Consider the following 16,779-nt stretch of genomic DNA (forward strand, 5'->3'; position numbering starts at 1 on the left):
TTTAGTTCAACTTATATAGCTTGATTTTTGAATTCACGGATGCACGATGGATTGAAACGTCAAAGAGCAGCATAACTCATCTAATCTCATGGGAGGTACGACATGAAATTAACCAATAAGATCGGTGTAATCGTGGACAGTTTTGGCGTAGGTGTGCGGGAAGGGCTGTTGAAAACCAAGGATGCAGGTGCAGAAGGCGTACAGATCTACGCGGTGAAGGGGGAGATGGACCCGGCAAATCTGTCGCTAACGGCTCGTAAAGAGCTTCGTAGTTATATAGATGGTCTCGGTCTTGAGATCTCAGCATTGGTTGGTGATCTGGGCGGTCACGGATTTCAGGTCAAGGAAGACAATGCATGGAAAGTAGAAAAGTCTAAACGAATTGTTGATCTTGCTCTCGATCTGGGCACAAATATTGTGACCACACATATCGGTATTGTTCCACATGATCCTTCTTCCGAAGTATACGAAACACTGCACGCTGCATGTGAAGAACTGGGACAGTACGCCAAAAGTGTCGGAGCCTACTTTGCGATCGAGACGGGGCCGGAAACGGCTGCTGATCTGAAAAGTTTCTTGGATACCCTCTCCACGAACGGGGTGTCGGTCAATTTTGACCCGGCAAACATGGTGATGGTGACAGGAGATGATCCGGTACAGGGTGTTAAGCTACTCAAGGATTATATCGTGCATACGCATGTGAAGGATGGCTTGCGTCTGAAAGAGGTCGATCCACGGGACGTGTACGGTGCTGTGGGTTATGCTCCGATGGATCATGAGAAAATTGCCGAAATGGTAGCTTCCGGCGCCTTTTTCCGCGAAGTGCCACTGGGCGAGGGAGCTGTTGATTTTGATGCTTATTTTGCCGCGCTGCAGGAGATTGGCTATACAGGGTATCTGACCATTGAGCGCGAAGTAGGAGATCAACCGGAAGTGGATATTCGCAAAGCCGTGCAGTTCATCAAACAATATCGATAGGAGTGGAGCAGATGAAGGTAGGTCTGAGCACGTACAGTTTGTTGAATGATCTGAATTCGGGAGCCATGACGGTGCTGGATGTAATCGACTGGATTGCAGCGAACGGCGGGGAGCACATGGAGATGGTTCCCTACGGATACACGGTGGAGGATAATCATGAACTGGCGGATGCGATTCGGGGGCGCGCCGAAGCAGCTGGGATTGAACTGTCGAACTATTCTATGCCAGCCAACTTTGTGCAGGAGACGGAAGAGGCTTTTGAAGAAGAGATGGCTCGGGTCAAAAGACATGTGGATGTCGCACACCGGATGGGTGTCAGGCATCTGCGCCACGACGTTACTTCATTCAGGCTACCCAAGGAGAGCACGACCATTGCCTGGTTTGAACAGCATCTGCCTTTGATGGTTAGGGGAAGCCAGATCATTGCCGATTATGCTGCACAGTACGGGCTGATTACAACGATTGAGAATCATGGATTCAGTGTGCAGGCTAGTGATCGGGTTCAGCGAGTATTGCATGCCGTAGATCGGCCGAATTTTAAAACAACGCTGGATATTGGCAACTTCATGTGTGTAGATGAAAACCCGATTATCGGTGTGATGAAAAATCTGCCGTACGCTTCGCTCATTCATTTCAAAGACTTCTACTTCCGTCCGTATGACGAGCATCCAGGGGAAGGGGAGTGGTTTACCACAACTTATGGTAACTTCCTGCGCGGTGCGATCGTGGGTCAAGGTGATATCCCCATCCGTAAAATCGTCAAGCTGATCAAGGACTCCGGTTACGATGGCAATATCACGGTGGAGTTCGAAGGCATGGAGGAATGCAAAGCCGCTTCCAAAATCGCCATGGACAATCTGCGTCGTTTCTGGGATGAAGCATAGAGGGAATGTTTTTAATACGCCAAAAAGTCGTCCCAAAAAGCTATGGAGGCGTGTGATTAATTATGACCATGATGTTTGTGTCATTCTTAGGTTTTCTCGAAATCAAGCAACTTGGTTACTTAGGGGTGAACGTGTTTTTATATGTACGTCTACTTGCATTTTAGAGAATGAACTGTTGAAGGCAAGATGAGATTACCAGTCGTTGAACAAGTCCATTACGCATAAACTAAATGGATTAAATAAAAGAAGGCATTTATCTGAGGGATAAATGCCTTCTTTTTTGAAACTATAAAATTATATAGATAGATTAATATACCTTGGCAGCAATATAAGCGGTAGTGCTATTGTAAAAATTTTTATAAGTGCCTAGATCCCAAGAAAATGTACTTGGATTTGATATATTTGTGTTAATAGATGGTTGCTGTCCGTGTTTCTCTGACCAATTGCCTGTGCTGTTTTGTAGCATAAAATGAAAGTCTACCACGTCAATTCCTACATCCACTTTCCCATTATTATTAGCATCAATCCAGCCAACTCTATAAGCAATACGGTGTTCATCAGCTGTGACAGCTGCTGTTCTACTGGAAAGAATTTTCCAACCGGGTTTGAAATAAAGTCCGTTCGTGTTTCCATCTTTTACTACAAGAGCAGCTCCTACACTAGAATCCGTAAAAAAGTTCTTATCATAAACATTTGAGACTCCATCACCATCTCCAGGATTCCAAAAAAAAGGGGCTTTTACTGAATACCCGTAGCAATTGACCTTGGTTGAAGTGACAGCAGAATAAGGCCATGCGTTACCGTAAGCTGATGCAAATGGTTTTACAATATCGTTATGTGGAGCTAACTGAATTTTAATATTTGGTGGTGTTACATTAGAATTTGGATTTTCAGGTAACACCAGATTGGTTTGGGCTTTAAGTTCTCCTACCGTAAACTGGTTTCCTTCTTCGTCCATAACAATGGTGTTATCTCCTTGAAATTTGCCGACTTTTACTTTGTTTGTTCCAGAGGTTTGTACTTCAATGAATTTCTCGGTCGTATGCTGATCTGTTGTTTCGGGTGAAGCCATAGCTACTGCTGCAATGCTCAAATTAAGTATCAGAGTAAAGGTAAATGCTGCCCTCAGAATCTTTTTCAAGCTTGATCGTCTCCTTTAGATGGAATAAACAAATGCTAACATATAATTCCATTTAATTCCATAGCCAAATAGTCGCAGAATAATCCGAATAGTGAATACATTCTAGATGAGAATGGGTGTAATTCAACTTTGCCCCTCCTATACAGCATACGAACTAGGAGATCATTTCGTAGTGCCATAAAGAGGAATAAGTGACGATAATCACAAGTATGCTATACTGAATGTACGCAGCCTGAAAATAACTGGCTATGGATAGGAGAGATCGTGAATCTATGCAGGTATTTGAGGACTGGAACCAAAAGGTAAAGAAGACGTTCAACGCAACGAATCCCGAAGTGGTATTGACGGTAACTGAGGCGGGCAGCCTGCTAGGGCTGAGTAAAGACCAGATGAAGTTATACGTGGATAAAAACAAACTCACCAAAGTACCTATTATGAGAAGTGTGCATCGATATCTTTTGTTAAAAAGTGAAATCGATCGCATTGTGCAGGCACAATAAATGAGTAGGAAAAAGGCAAGCAGTCTTAGTTGACCGGGGTAATAACTGAATAGAACATTTATAGCCATTTTACCGGGCATTACTCGGGAGAGTGGCTTTTTTCTTGAATAGAGAGGGGGAGTCAGGCATGCTCGGCAGGTTATCATCAGGTTTATATCGGTATGTAAACTGGAAATGGATTGTCGTTGCGACCATTGTCTTTGGGTGTTTTATCGCATTCGTTCTACCTTGGCAGGCGGAAAAGTCAAAGGAGGCAACAGGCGGCGGAGAGTCACCGGATTCGTCGTTTCTATACAGCGCCGATGATTTGTATCGGGTGGCTGAGCACTATGGAGAGAGCGGGCGAAGCGCTTATATTCAGGCGAGGTTTACGTTTGATATGATCTGGCCGCTGGTCTATTTGTTCCTGCTCGTCGTTTTGATATCCATGCTGTATCGAGTACTTCCAGTCACAAGCCGCTGGAGGTGGATAAATCTGCTGCCCTTTATGGGCTGGGGGATGGATATGCTGGAAAACTTGGGGGCATCTCTGGTCATGTTCCGGTATCCCGAGCGAACATCTGTGATTGCTGAACTGACTCCTGTATTCACGTTGTTAAAATGGTGCATCATCTACGCCAGTTTTGCCGTTCTTGTACCGGGGATTGTGATCATGGTTGTGCATTACCTTCGCAAGCGTAAGGTTTAAATGGTGAACTTGAATGAAGTAGAGAATGGGAGAAGAAGATGTTGGGAAATATAGCTCAGTAACGGTCACCGTATAGAGTGGAAATTTGTGCTTGTCAAAGGACAATTCATTCCTATATACTCATGTCGCAAGTGACCTGACCCATAAACTAAACGAATCCAGGGAGATGAATAATCCATGGCAATTAACTTGAATGTATACCTTGTTACCAATGGTAACGGGCGTGAAGCTGTTGAGTTCTACAAAGAGGCATTTGGTGCGGAAGTGCTCGCGATGCAGACATTTGGGGAAGGCCCTTCCAGCCCGGATCATCCGATTCCACCAGAAGCCAAAGACTGGATTATGCATGCGTCTCTGCAAATCGGCAGTTCGGTGTTGATGTTGTCGGATACGCTGCCTGGTATGCCTCACACCATTGGAGATAATATCACGGTGACGGTCAATACGGACACGGCGGAGCAAGCGAAGGACATTTTCAGTAAACTTGAAGTGGGCGGTAAAGTGAATATGCCGATTCAGGAGACGTTCTGGAGCCCGGCTTACGGTAATGTAACCGATAAGTTTGGTGTGCAGTTCCAAATCAGTGCAACTCCTGGACAAGCGTAGTTATATTCGATAAATATATTGTGAATGCAGGGTGTCTATCTGGTAAACTGACTTTACAGACTTTTTGTGAAGTCAGTTTTTTGATGTGAGGAGTGGTGTAGATGAAGGTGTTCAAGGACTTTAAAGCATGGTCTGAGCAAAACGAAGGTCGTACAGAGATACTTACTCCTGCTGGAAGAATGGCAGCTATACATAAATTTAAACCAGGTGCTTCGGAGGAGAAGATCAGAGACCTCTCCGATTTCTTCTCTATCCCACTGCCTCCAGACTACATCAAATTTCTACGAATCTGCAATGGAGCATCCCTGTTTGAACATCCTGAGTATGGAGGAGAAAACTTCTTATACTCGGCACAGGATGTTATTTATTATAACGAGGCGTCTGACCGTAAGATTGTCGTTGCTAATATCCTTGATGATCAAATTATCATTGATTTGGATCGATGGGAATCTGGTAATATGGAGTATCTGCTTCTTGGTGAGAGTTTTGATCCTGCCGAAGCTGCAGGTCGCTTCTACAGTAACTTTGAAATTTGGCTGGAACGGTTTGTGATTTCTCAAGGAACGAAGTTCTGGTATTGGAAAACGGATCGCCGTTCTTCTGAATAAGGGCAGGTTTGCTGCCCATATAACAAGCTTTCTCGCCAAAAACCTCCAGCTGCTGCTTATTGCAGCGTGGAGGTTTTTTAGGGTTCTTTTTTTAAAATAGACTAATCTTCCTTCTGAATCTTGGATGGGTTGTTGATTTTGTATGGTACCGGATTGCGGGTCAGCTTTTTCTTGATGATCTTGGCTTCAAAAGTAAGCACATCACCGACCTCCAGTTCATGCTTTTTCATCGTTGCACTGTGACTTGACCAGGCTTCACCAACTTCAATCACTTCGGGCTCGGTGATCGTTAACGCTTCATAGATGATGACCTCATCGTCATTGTCTGAGAAATGATTCGGTACAGTCGTAAACTCCTTCACCACTGCGCTCATCTTCACTTTGCCATCCGGCAAGTCGATTTTAACGGCTTTCGCTTTTGGGGCAGCTTTGGTTTTCGGTTTGGCTCCCGAAGACGTTTCGGTACTGGCACCTGTCTGAGGGCCGGTGTATTCCTCCACCAATCCGTCAGGATCACCTTTGAGACCAGAGAATGAATCTGATTCATCCATGTCATCCTCTGAATCATACAGCTTGACAGGAGAGTCGTCCTTAACTGGTGGATCAGCAAGATCAGGAGCTTGTGCATCCGTAGATCTAGTGCTTGCAGAGGCTAACGATTCATCAACAGCAGCTGTCTCAGTACTTTGCCCTGCGGCATCCTGTTCCGTGCTTGCTTCTGCTCCAGCTCCGCTTAATCCTCTAGTACTGTAACCAGAAGCCTGCATCTCTTTCAAATAGGAAGGATGAATGCAGTGTTTTTTTCCATTATCCAATTCAATTACAGCCGTCATGTGATCCACAAAACCTAGAATGGTGCAGGGCAGATTCAGCCCATTCCCTTTATAATAAAATGTTTTGAGTTTAGTTGCTTTCGCCGAAATCAGACCCCATTCCTGACACTTGGCAATTAACTCGTCTTCGTTGTCCAGTGCATAATATTCCGGTGGTTCAATCGTAAAAGCGTATGTCATATTGAATTTCCGCCTTTCAGTTGCTCTTATGTTCATCGTTTCCAAATTACCATCAGTGTAACACAATTATGTACCCGAAAGATGCAGATTCTGAAAGCTTGTGTGCAGGGGCTGTGCTATAATTTGAACAAAATATGAGATGAAAATATGATCATTGAAGTATTCAGGAAAAGCCTGTTTAGTCGTTCGACTTATATAGCTTCGAATCGCTTGATTCATACGTAGAGAAAGGATGACTTGATGTGGAGAAAAAGGTGAATCATCAGGCACTTTGGCTCGGAGTCGGTGTGGCCCTTGGTGCAAGCTTTGGTACAGCTACGGGGCAGATTGGACTGGGCATCGCTTTTGGTGCTGCTCTCGGCGTGGTGATCGGTTCCGTGGTCAGTAAACGTACAGGCGCCGATTCACATGAGATGTTAAGTGAGCATGTGCTGGAGTTGCATAAACTGGAGGATTGGCAAGAGGTGCTCCAACGTTCGCAAGAGAATCCGGTGCTTTTGCTGAAACACAGCACAACTTGTCCCGTTAGTGCACGAGCATATAGAGAGTTCATGGCTTTTGTCGGCACCAATGCATCCGATCCGAAACAGACGATGGAATATCGTATGGTGAAAGTTATCGAGAACCGTCCGTTATCCCGTCACATCGCCGAAGAGACCGAGGTTCGCCATGAATCGCCGCAGGTACTCCTACTCGATCAGGGGAAGGTTATTGAACACACTTCACATGGACACATCACCAAAAAACGGCTGACACAGTGGGCGCAGAATCCGTTTGGATAAGTTATGTGTTTATACAGTAAGTTTGTTCACTTTAAAAATAAAAGAAAAAATCATATCTTATCTGGGGTATATCATTTAAAATAAAAGAAGCCTTTATACCTTCTGAATCGGAGTGATATATATGGAACAATATAAATTCAAGCCTCAGCATAGTCAGATGATTGTTAAAGCTATTATCGAAGGGTACCGAGAATATATTGAGCACCGTATAGATCGACGAGATAACATGGAGATTAGTTCGGCATTTGCTTGGACAAAAGGTAATTTTATAGAGAGCAAAATTGCTGAATACTGTAAGGAAGATGATGGAAAGGTATTCACACATAAAAAGTCCAAAGCAGGTCTGACTTGGGATTATCTTCAGTTCACACATAAAGACTCCAAAGTTCTGTTTTTGATAAAAAATGCAGCTTACTTTAATGAAAAATGTTTTTCTCGGGCCAAACTGCCTACGGGTGATGACCGTAAGGGGGTAATGCGCACATATTTACATGACCTGTCCAAAATTAATGTGGATTTGAACTTTCCGATAGAGCCACCCCTGAATGATGCGGATCAGTCCGAAAAGGTAGTGCAGCTTTCCTTGCCTATTCAAGTAAGCCAGGTTACTCGTGTGAAAGAAGAACTTAAACAGCTGTCATCTCTGTATAATGAGTTTCACATCCTCACCTATGCTATTGATGATGCGTATCAAATATCTGAAGTAAAGCACTATTTGCCTAATCCGCATGATAATATAGCCTATTTTATAGAAGATTTGTCTGATCTCATCTCAGGTGCGGAACTTAGCGATCATGAACGTGAAGTTCTTGCTCCTGACGTGGACGATATACTTGATCCGGCAGCTTATGATATTGAAATTTTGGAAGAAGAACGGCAGGGGTAACCCCCTTAGTCTAGTAAGGAGGAAACCGTGTGTTCATGGGTGAAAATCTGACCAATCTGCGCATCATGCATGGTTATTCGAGAAAGGAGCTTTCCGAAAAACTGGGTGTGACCGAGCAGGCGGTCTGGCAGTATGAAAATGCGTACACTTCCCCCAAAGTGCCTATCGTTAATGAATTGAAACGGATTTTCAGTGTGAAGAGCAAGTATTTTTACGAGAAGGACAAACTAACGGAGCGCAATAACCAGGGCAACATCAACGTGATGAACATTGCGTATCGATCCAAAGTGATGAATGTGATCTCCAAGACACAGACAGAGGCAAAGCATGTGGAGTATCTGGATACCTTTGTAAACTATATTACTGCTCAGATCAGCCTTCCCACCTTGAAGATTATCCAGCTCAGGGAAGAAGCGATCCAGTACATGAATAACTCGAAGGATGATCGAAAAGCCCAAATTCAATATGTTGCAAAGCTTGCGCGGGAGCGACTGAATCTGGAACGGACAACGAATGAAAACCTGATGTTTTGGATTGAAAAAAGCGGAGTGTATGTCTTTGAGAAGGCCATGGGCGAGGGGATCGATGCCTACAGTTTATGGACGAAAGAGGATCGCCCTTTCATCATTTTAGGCAACATTAAACGCTCGGCCGTGCGTAGAAATTTTGATATCGCTCATGAGCTTGGTCATTTGTTGCTCCACTACCGCCTGGAGTTCGTAAATCTGGATCGTAAAGAGCATAAGGGGATTGAAAATGAAGCCAATCTGTTTGCAGGTGCATTTTTATTGCCCGAAGAAGAATTCACACAGGATATGCAAGCCATTTCCCAACTAACCAATCCCGACCAATATCTTGATTTAAAAAATAAATGGAAGACATCCTTGCAAGTGTTAGGATACCGTGCAGCGGATCTGGGATTAATGGATGCCAAAGCACACCGTAATTTTTATGCTGCCATGCATCGAAGGGGATATTTGGAGAGAGAACCGTTTGATCAGACGATTCCTTTGCAGACACCTATGCGGGTTCGGACGATCATTGATCTTCTTGCGAATAAAGGGCTGGTAGATATTCGGTATATGGTCGAACAGGATTGGAAAGTGGAAACGTCGTTTTTTCATCATATGACCGGAATTAAGCCAGAGTTTTTCAACAAATATATGAAAAGTAGTCCAAATACCAAGATTCGTAAAATGCAGGGCAGGACTACTCGCAGTTCTTAAAAAAAAGATGACCTATTCAATGTAATCCTTAATCCTACATTGATATGTATTTACGTCAGACCCGTTCTTTCAGCTGATCGCTGAGAAGAACGGGTCTTTTTTACGCTTTTTTTACAGCCAGAGCGGCGATTCTTTACCCCCTTTTTACAGCGATTCGTATTACGATTTTACATGTAGCAAGCGAGAGGAACGGTAGAGAAGAGAGGATGAAGGACGCATGGTGAATGATGCAACGATGATGGGACTGATCGTACTGTTGTTTGCGGTGTTTTGGGGCTTTGTGAAATTTTGCGAGAAGGCCTGAAGGCAGGAAGGAAGGAAGGGCGAAAAAGATGATTTTCATCGGCGTAATTGTCATGGCTCTGATTGTCTATCTCGGGTACGTGCTGGTGAAGCCAGAGAAATTCTAACGTAACTGTTCAGATCATGTGCCTGAAGCTGAAGATAAAGAGTAGGTTAGTCGGAAACACCAAGGTTGGAATTAGGGAGGATATGCAGATATGGGTATCGGTGTAGTGCAGGTAGCGGTTACGCTGCTCATCATATTGTTACTGGTGAAGCCGGCGGGCAGTTATTTGGTGAGGGTATTTGACAGGCAACGAACGGGACTTGATCGTGTGTTTGGAGGACCGGAGCGATTATTGTATCGGCTGATGGGTGTACGGGAAGATGAAACGATGGGGTGGAAAAAATATCTGTCTGCCGTGCTCATCTCCAATGCGGTCATGTTGATCCTGATGTTTCTGGTGTTACGGCTACAAAGATTTCTGCCTCTCAATCCGGATGGGATCGATAATATGCCAGCGGCGCAGGCCTTCAACACAGCCGCGTCGTTTATGACCAATACTAACTGGCAGTCCTATACGGGCGAGAATGCTCTGTCGTATCTGTCACAACTGCTCGCGGTAACGTTCCCGATGTTCACCTCGGCGGCAACGGGATCCGCGGTGGCGATTGCCTTTATTCGCGGATTAGTAGGCCGCCGGGATGATCTGGGTAACTTTTATGTCGACCTGGTTCGGTCGATTACTCGTATTTTTTTACCGCTCAGCTTCATTGTGGCCTTGTTCCTTGTATTTCAAGGGGTGCCGCAGACGCTGGCTGGTGCGGTGAACGCAACCACGCTGGAGGGTGCACAGCAGACCATTACGCGTGGATTAGTGGCTTCGCTCGAGTCGATTAAACACATTGGAACCAACGGCGGGGGCTGGTTCGGCACCAATGCCGCGCATCCGTTTGAGAATCCAACGGCGCTGAGCAATCTGGTGCATATCGTTTGTATGATGTTGCTGCCGACAGCGCTGGTGTATGCATTTGGCTTGATGGTGAATAACCGGAAGCAGGGCTGGACGTTGTTTGCTGCAATGGGAGTTCTGTTCCTAGTGATGCTGACGACGGTATTTGTTTCCGAGTATCGCGGAGTGCCTGCGCTGGATGCGAATGGACTACAAACCAACATGGAAGGTAAGGAGGTCAGGTTTGGGATTCCCGAATCGGCTTTGTTCACGGCTGTAACTACAGCAGCAACAACGGGGTCGGTGAACAACATGCATGAGTCACTTACTCCGCTTGGGGGATTGGTTTCTCTTGCTCAGATGATGCTAAACAATGTATTTGGCGGCAAGGGTGTAGGTTTGTTGAATGGTCTGCTGTATGTGATCATTGCGGTCTTTATCTGCGGGTTAATGGTCGGCCGGACACCGGAGTTCCTGGGCAAAAAGATCGAAGGCAAAGAGATCAAGCTGGCCTGTATCGCGCTGCTGATTCATCCTTTGATTATTCTCGTGCCAACCGCACTCGCTTTAATAAATCCGGAGGCCGTGGCTTCCATTTCCAATGGCGGTACACATGGGCTAACCGAGGTGTTGTACGCTTTTGCCTCAGGAGCGGCCAATAACGGATCGGCTTTTGCCGGACTGAACGCCAACACGGATTTTTACAATATCGCTATAGGGATTGTGATGTTGCTCGGAAGATATATCTCGATGATTGCCATGCTGGCGATAGCGGGTTCACTTGCTGTGAAACGGGTTGTCCCGGTTACCACAGGAACGCTACGGACGCATACACCGCTATTTGCAGGCATTCTGGTCATGATGATTGTGGTCGTAGGCGCGCTGACATTCTTCCCTTCGTTGGCTCTTGGTCCTATTGCGGAGCATTTGGCGATGGTGCGATGAGCGGCAGGTGAATGATACGAGGTGGTGATGGCTGAAGAAGTGGCAGGCGAATAAGCCAGCGGAGCGACAGCGACACAGCCAATAAATATGGAAGCACGATAAAGGGTCGAAGTAAGCACGTATAGTATGGAGGTGGCATTCACAATGAATGCAGTGGAACGAAACAAAGAACAAATTCATCAACGCATCAACCACGTTCAGCATCATCCCGGGTCGAAACGATCTTTAAATAAAGCCATGTTGCTCCAGGCCATGCGAGATGCATTCAAAAAACTGAATCCGATGGTCATGATCAAAAATCCAGTCATGTTTATCGTGGAAGTCGGCACATTCATTACGTTGCTATTATGTATTGATCCCAATCTATTTACCGCTTCGAATGCAGGGCGAGGATACAATGTGGCTGTATTTTTGATTCTGCTCTTCACGTTGCTATTTGCCAATTTTGCCGAGGCGCTGGCGGAAGGGCGGGGCAAAGCACAGGCGGACACCCTGCGTAAGACAAAATCGGATACGATGGCCAATCTATTGCAGAAGGATGGAACTGTGAAACAGGTCGCTTCGACCGAGTTGAAAAAAGGGGACCTCGTCCGTGTGGAAGCCGGGCAACTCATTCCAACGGACGGTGAGATTACCCAAGGTTTGGCCTCTATCGATGAATCGGCTATTACAGGGGAGTCCGCCCCGGTGATCAAAGAAGCCGGCGGCGATTTCTCTTCGGTCACCGGAGGTACACGGGTGACCTCTGATTACATCATTATGCGGGTGCAGACCGATCCCGGCGAATCATTTCTGGATCGAATGATCTCACTCGTTGAAGGCGCACAGCGTCAGAAAACGCCAAACGAGATCGCCCTGACTACCCTTCTTGCCGTATTAACGCTAATCTTCCTGATCGTCATTTTGACGATGGTCCCTATGGCCAATTATCTCGGCATCCGGCTCGATCTGGCTACCTTAATTGCTCTGCTTGTGTGCCTGATTCCAACTACGATCGGCGGTCTGCTGTCTGCCATCGGAATTGCTGGCATGGATCGGGTGACACAGTTTAACGTGCTAGCGATGTCGGGGAAAGCGGTGGAAGCGGCTGGCGATATCGATACGTTGATTCTGGACAAAACAGGCACGATCACATACGGCAACCGGATGGCTTCTGAATTTATTCCGGTTCAGGGTGTAACTGTACCCGAGATGACACGGGCGGCGCTTCAAGCTTCAGTGCGAGATGAAACGCCAGAAGGTCGTTCTGTCGTCGAACTTGCAAGTAAGCAGGGGCAGAGCTGGGAGGAAAGCAACTACACCAATGCCGATCGTATCGAGTTTACTGCGGAAACACGCATGTCTGGTCTGAATCTGAGTGATGGAACGAAAATCCGCAAAGGCGCAGTAGATGCAATCAAGCGGTATGTGACCTCCGAAGGCGGACGTGTACCCGGTGATCTGGACGAAATAGCGACGCGGATTGCAAAGGCCGGGGGGACACCACTGGCGGTAGCGATCCATAACCGAATCTATGGTGTGATTTATTTGAAAGACACCGTGAAACCCGGTCTCAAGGAGAAATTTGCCGAGATGCGTGCCATGGGTATCAAAACAATCATGTGCACCGGCGACAACCCATTGACGGCAGCGACGATCGCTCTGGAGGCGGGGGTGGATGATTTTATAGCGGAAGCGAAGCCTGAGGACAAGATTGCGGCGATCAAAAAAGAACAGCAGGAGGGCAAACTTGTCGCCATGACAGGCGACGGCACCAATGATGCTCCTGCTCTGGCGCAGGCCGATGTGGGCCTGGCGATGAATTCGGGAACGATGGCGGCCAAGGAAGCGGCCAACATGATTGACCTGGACTCTGACCCGACCAAGCTGTTGTCGGTAGTCTCCATAGGCAAGCAACTGCTGATTACGCGCGGCGCGCTGACCACCTTTTCCATATCCAACGATATCGCCAAATATTTTGCCATCATCCCAGCAATGTTCATTCTCGCCATGCCACAGCTTCAGGCACTGAACATTATGAATCTCTCTTCACCGCAATCTGCAATTCTGTCCGCACTGATCTTTAATGCAATTATTATTCCGTTGCTCATTCCGATTGCGATGAAAGGCGTGAAATATCGTCCGATGTCTGCCGAACGGTTGCTGAGCCGCAATGTGTTCCTCTATGGTGTTGGCGGTGTAATTGTACCGTTTATCGGCATCAAGCTGATTGACCTGGTTTTGTCAGGTTTGATGTAAATGTCACTGCAGCTGTGAAGTACAGGTGTGATGTCACTCATGGTGAAGATGACGTGGTTGTCCCCCTTTTAATGAATACATTAAATCCATTCAGGAAGTGATTTGTATGAAGATGTTTATACCCGCATTGCGGTTGTCTGTTGTGCTCATGCTAGTCTGTGGTCTGCTCTATCCGCTCGTCACAACGGGGGTGGCCCAGTTGCTGTTTCCTTCACAGGCAAACGGCAGTCTCATCATTCAAGATGGGAAAATCATCGGTTCATCTCTGCTGGCGCAGCAAGTGAAGTCACCGGGATTGTTCCAGCCTCGCGCTTCAAATGCGAAATATGATCCGACCGCATCGGCAGGGTCTAATCGAGCGGTGGCATCTCCGGAATACATTGCAGAGATGAACCAAAAGCTGGCTACACTCCGCCAGGAAAATTCTACTCTGCCGCAACAGATCCCTGCCGATCTGGTTACGGGTTCCGGTTCAGGGCTTGACCCGGACCTGTCTCCTGAAGCGGCTATGGCCCAAATTCCGCGGATTAGTCAAGCGACAGGACTTAGTAAGCAGAAGTTGACTCAGCTCATTCAGGATCATATACAAGGCCGCCAGTTAGGTATATTTGGGGAGCCTCGTGTGAATGTGATGGAGCTAAATCTGGCACTCACTACAGCACAGAAGAAGTAGAAGTGGAGTTCATTATAGGAAGGAGAGGAGGAGAGCGACAGCATGGAGGGCAGCTTCAAGCGGAAATCGCCGGAAGAGATGTTGCGCATGATTTCGAAGCTGCAAGAGGGCACGTTTAAAATCTACATTGGCCCGGTCAGTGGTTCAGGTAAAACGTATCATATGCTCAGAGACGGCAATCATTTGCGTGAACAGGGCATAGATGTCGTCATATGTGCAGTCTCCACGATGAGAAGACCGGAAACGGTAGAACAGCTCGGTGAGCTTGAGCGTGTGCCCAGTATCCACTGGATTCGGAGCAGTGACGGAGCGGAGATGAAAGACTTGAATCTGGATGCATTGCTAGTTCGCAATCCGGAGGTTGTCCTGGTCGATGGGTTGGCACATCGAAACCGGGAGGGGGCGAGGCATGCGACCAGACTGGAGGATATCCGTTTTCTATTGCGTCACAATATCAGTGTCATAACTACCGTGAATGTGTATGAGCTGGAGGGGTATACCGAACTTGCCAGACAGCTCACAGGAATTAAGGTGGCACATACCGTGCCGGCAGACACACTGGAACTGGCGGATGAAGTGAAGCTGATCGACGTTACGCCAGAGACTATTTTGAGTCGTCTTGCGGAAGGTCACCTGCAAGGGCACGGGGGTATGGACATTTTTCGCCATGGTAATCTTGGGATTTTACGTGAGCTGGCACTGAAACTTGTTGCAGAAGGGGTTAACGAGTCTTTACGTGAACATCGCGAGGAAATGGGTCTTCCGCCCGCAACAGGCATCATGGAACGCATTCTTGTCTCCGCGCAGTACCACTGGAATGGCTCGATCTATATTCAGCGCGGTCAGCAGATTGCCCGTCGATTGAACGGGAGCTTGCATGTCGTTGTCTTCCGGCCCATGAAACAGCCACTAACGAAGGAAGCTACGGTATTTCGCCGCAGTATGATGAAACTGGTGGAGAAGATCGGCGGGCTTATGGAGGAGCTTCCGGTCATACATCACCGCTACATCCCAGCCACATTGGCACAGTATGCGATCAGACAGCAGATTACCCGGATCGTTATGGGACATTCGCGGCGTACACGCCGGCAGGAGTTATGGCAGGGCTCTCTCATTAACTCGTTGCTTCGCAAACTGCAAGGAGTAGATTTACTACTGGTTGCAGATCGGTCGGCGCAAGAGGGCGAACGGGTTGTGCCGACAAAAGTAAGTGAAACGGAACAGAAAACCTATCGCAGACTCAGTGAGCAGGAGATAGAGGAACAGATTGGGCTGATTAGGCGTGGTACATTCAAAATTTATATTGGAGCTGCTCCAGGGGTGGGCAAAACCTACATGATGCTGAGGGAAGGCAATGATCTGTTGCGCAAAGGCATCCATGTGCAAATCGGTTTGCTGGAAACCCATGGACGAGCGGACACGGTGGAACAAATCGGCTCTTTGTCCATCATCCCGCGAGCGCAGCGTGTGTATCAAAGCACATGCTTAGAGGAAATGGATACAGAAGCGATATTACGATTGCATCCCGAAGTGGTGCTTGTGGATGAGCTCGCGCATACCAACGTGCCTGGAAATGCTCGGCAAAAGCGTTACGAGGATGTGCTAAGGCTGCTGGACGCAGGCATATCCGTCATTACAACCGTGAACGTACAGCATCTTGAAAGCTTGAATGATGCCGTTGAGCATATTACCGGTGTTCGGGTGCGAGAAACGGTACCTGATCGGATCATTCAATTGGCAGACGAGGTGCAACTGATTGATGTCGCTCCCGAGGCCTTGCGGCAGCGCATGCGAGAGGGTAAAATCTATGCAACTGCCAAGGTGGAGCAGGCGCTTGCGAATTTTTTTAAAATGGGTAATCTGATCGCATTGCGTGAACTGGCTCTACGCGAACTTGCAGACGATGTGGATGAGCGGCTGGAATCGCAGCGAGCGGCGCGAACACTACGGGGCCCATGGCGCCGTGAGGAGTCGGTTTTTGTGTGTGTCAGCAGTGACCGTCACGCCGAACGGTTAATTCGTAGAGGTTTTCGCATGGCTTATCGGCTGAAGGCATCCTGGCATGTCCATCATGTACACATCGGCACAGGCATGGCAATGACTCCTGAAGTGAAGGAGCACCTGGCAGGATTGGAGCAACTCACTGTGCGGCTAGGAGGGCATTTTCATATCCATCAAAGTGCAAAGTTGCGGGAAGTACCAGGTATTTTGGATGCAAAGGCTACGGAAGCGAAGGCGACACAACTGGTAGTTGGGCAGGCGAAACGGGTATGGTGGCTGAATGGTCATCGTGGCTCGGGATCGGTGGTGAACCAGCTTGTTCGTCTGTCGAGACATCGTGATGTATTGATCGTAGCGGATGATGATTATAAATAA

General features: G+C 47.2%; 16 protein-coding genes. 14 read left to right on the forward strand and 2 right to left on the reverse strand.

Features of this window, described 5'->3' with window-relative positions; all coding sequences use genetic code 11:
• The first annotated feature begins 102 nt into the window (after positions 1-102).
• Both H7T88_RS21090 and H7T88_RS21095 read left to right on the forward strand, forming a co-directional pair.
• Positions 103-978, forward strand: a complete 876-nt coding sequence (locus tag H7T88_RS21090) for a sugar phosphate isomerase/epimerase family protein (protein WP_221790150.1) — start codon at positions 103-105, stop codon at positions 976-978.
• A gap of 11 nt (positions 979-989) precedes the next feature.
• Positions 990-1,862 carry a sugar phosphate isomerase/epimerase family protein gene (locus H7T88_RS21095; RefSeq protein WP_221790151.1) on the forward strand — a complete coding sequence of 291 codons (873 nt, stop codon included), beginning with the start codon at positions 990-992 and terminating at the stop codon, positions 1,860-1,862.
• A gap of 307 nt (positions 1,863-2,169) precedes the next feature.
• Here the strand turns inward: H7T88_RS21095 and H7T88_RS21100 are convergent, their stop codons facing one another.
• The gene (locus H7T88_RS21100) at positions 2,170-3,003 is read right to left on the reverse strand and encodes a hypothetical protein (protein ID WP_221790152.1); all 834 of its coding nucleotides are present in this window, start codon (positions 3,001-3,003) and stop codon (positions 2,170-2,172) included.
• A gap of 272 nt (positions 3,004-3,275) precedes the next feature.
• On the opposite strand from H7T88_RS21100, the gene H7T88_RS21105 reads away from it, so the two are divergent.
• The 4 genes from H7T88_RS21105 to H7T88_RS21120 all read left to right on the forward strand — a co-directional run bounded on the left by H7T88_RS21105 (position 3,276) and on the right by H7T88_RS21120 (position 5,405).
• Positions 3,276-3,503: a helix-turn-helix domain-containing protein gene (locus H7T88_RS21105; RefSeq protein WP_090924231.1), complete on the forward strand. Its 228-nt coding sequence runs from the start codon at positions 3,276-3,278 to the stop codon at positions 3,501-3,503.
• Between the two features lie 127 nt (positions 3,504-3,630).
• Positions 3,631-4,191, forward strand: a complete 561-nt coding sequence (locus tag H7T88_RS21110) for a hypothetical protein (RefSeq protein ID WP_221790153.1) — start codon at positions 3,631-3,633, stop codon at positions 4,189-4,191.
• Positions 4,192-4,368: 177 nt separating this feature from the next.
• Entirely contained in the window at positions 4,369-4,797 is a 429-nt protein-coding gene (locus H7T88_RS21115) for a VOC family protein (protein WP_154891512.1), read from the forward strand.
• A gap of 101 nt (positions 4,798-4,898) precedes the next feature.
• Positions 4,899-5,405: an SMI1/KNR4 family protein gene (locus H7T88_RS21120; protein WP_221790154.1), complete on the forward strand. Its 507-nt coding sequence runs from the start codon at positions 4,899-4,901 to the stop codon at positions 5,403-5,405.
• 101 nt (positions 5,406-5,506) lie between these two features.
• Here H7T88_RS21120 and H7T88_RS21125 read toward each other — a convergent pair whose 3' ends face one another.
• The gene (locus H7T88_RS21125; protein WP_221790155.1) at positions 5,507-6,418 is read right to left on the reverse strand and encodes a hypothetical protein; all 912 of its coding nucleotides are present in this window, start codon (positions 6,416-6,418) and stop codon (positions 5,507-5,509) included.
• A 242-nt stretch (positions 6,419-6,660) separates the two neighbouring features.
• Between H7T88_RS21125 and ytxJ the strand changes: the two genes are divergently transcribed.
• The 8 genes from ytxJ (at position 6,661) to H7T88_RS21165 (ending at position 16,779) form a co-directional block, all read left to right on the forward strand.
• Positions 6,661-7,200: a bacillithiol system redox-active protein YtxJ gene (gene ytxJ, locus H7T88_RS21130; protein ID WP_312027646.1), complete on the forward strand. Its 540-nt coding sequence runs from the start codon at positions 6,661-6,663 to the stop codon at positions 7,198-7,200.
• 121 nt (positions 7,201-7,321) lie between these two features.
• Positions 7,322-8,086, forward strand: a complete 765-nt coding sequence (locus tag H7T88_RS21135) for a spr1630 family ClpXP-sensitive toxin (protein WP_221790156.1) — start codon at positions 7,322-7,324, stop codon at positions 8,084-8,086.
• 29 nt (positions 8,087-8,115) lie between these two features.
• Positions 8,116-9,312: a spr1629 family repressor/antitoxin gene (locus H7T88_RS21140; protein WP_221790157.1), complete on the forward strand. Its 1,197-nt coding sequence runs from the start codon at positions 8,116-8,118 to the stop codon at positions 9,310-9,312.
• 332 nt (positions 9,313-9,644) lie between these two features.
• Positions 9,645-9,722 carry a potassium-transporting ATPase subunit F gene (locus H7T88_RS29190; protein ID WP_090924284.1) on the forward strand — a complete coding sequence of 26 codons (78 nt, stop codon included), beginning with the start codon at positions 9,645-9,647 and terminating at the stop codon, positions 9,720-9,722.
• 96 nt (positions 9,723-9,818) lie between these two features.
• The gene (gene kdpA, locus H7T88_RS21150) at positions 9,819-11,492 is read left to right on the forward strand and encodes a potassium-transporting ATPase subunit KdpA (RefSeq protein ID WP_221790193.1); all 1,674 of its coding nucleotides are present in this window, start codon (positions 9,819-9,821) and stop codon (positions 11,490-11,492) included.
• A gap of 144 nt (positions 11,493-11,636) precedes the next feature.
• Complete coding sequence (gene kdpB / locus H7T88_RS21155; protein ID WP_221790158.1) at positions 11,637-13,730, forward strand: potassium-transporting ATPase subunit KdpB; 2,094 nt, start codon at positions 11,637-11,639, stop codon at positions 13,728-13,730.
• Positions 13,731-13,836: 106 nt separating this feature from the next.
• A complete protein-coding gene (gene kdpC / locus H7T88_RS21160) occupies positions 13,837-14,403 on the forward strand; it encodes a potassium-transporting ATPase subunit KdpC (RefSeq protein WP_221790159.1) in 567 nt (188 codons plus the stop codon).
• A gap of 42 nt (positions 14,404-14,445) precedes the next feature.
• Positions 14,446-16,779 (forward strand): histidine kinase, encoded by a 2,334-nt coding sequence (locus tag H7T88_RS21165; protein WP_221790161.1) that lies wholly within the window; start codon positions 14,446-14,448, stop codon positions 16,777-16,779.

It is taken from the genome of Paenibacillus cucumis (ex Kampfer et al. 2016) (genome assembly GCF_019748695.1).
Lineage (GTDB): Bacteria > Bacillota > Bacilli > Paenibacillales > Paenibacillaceae > Paenibacillus > Paenibacillus polysaccharolyticus.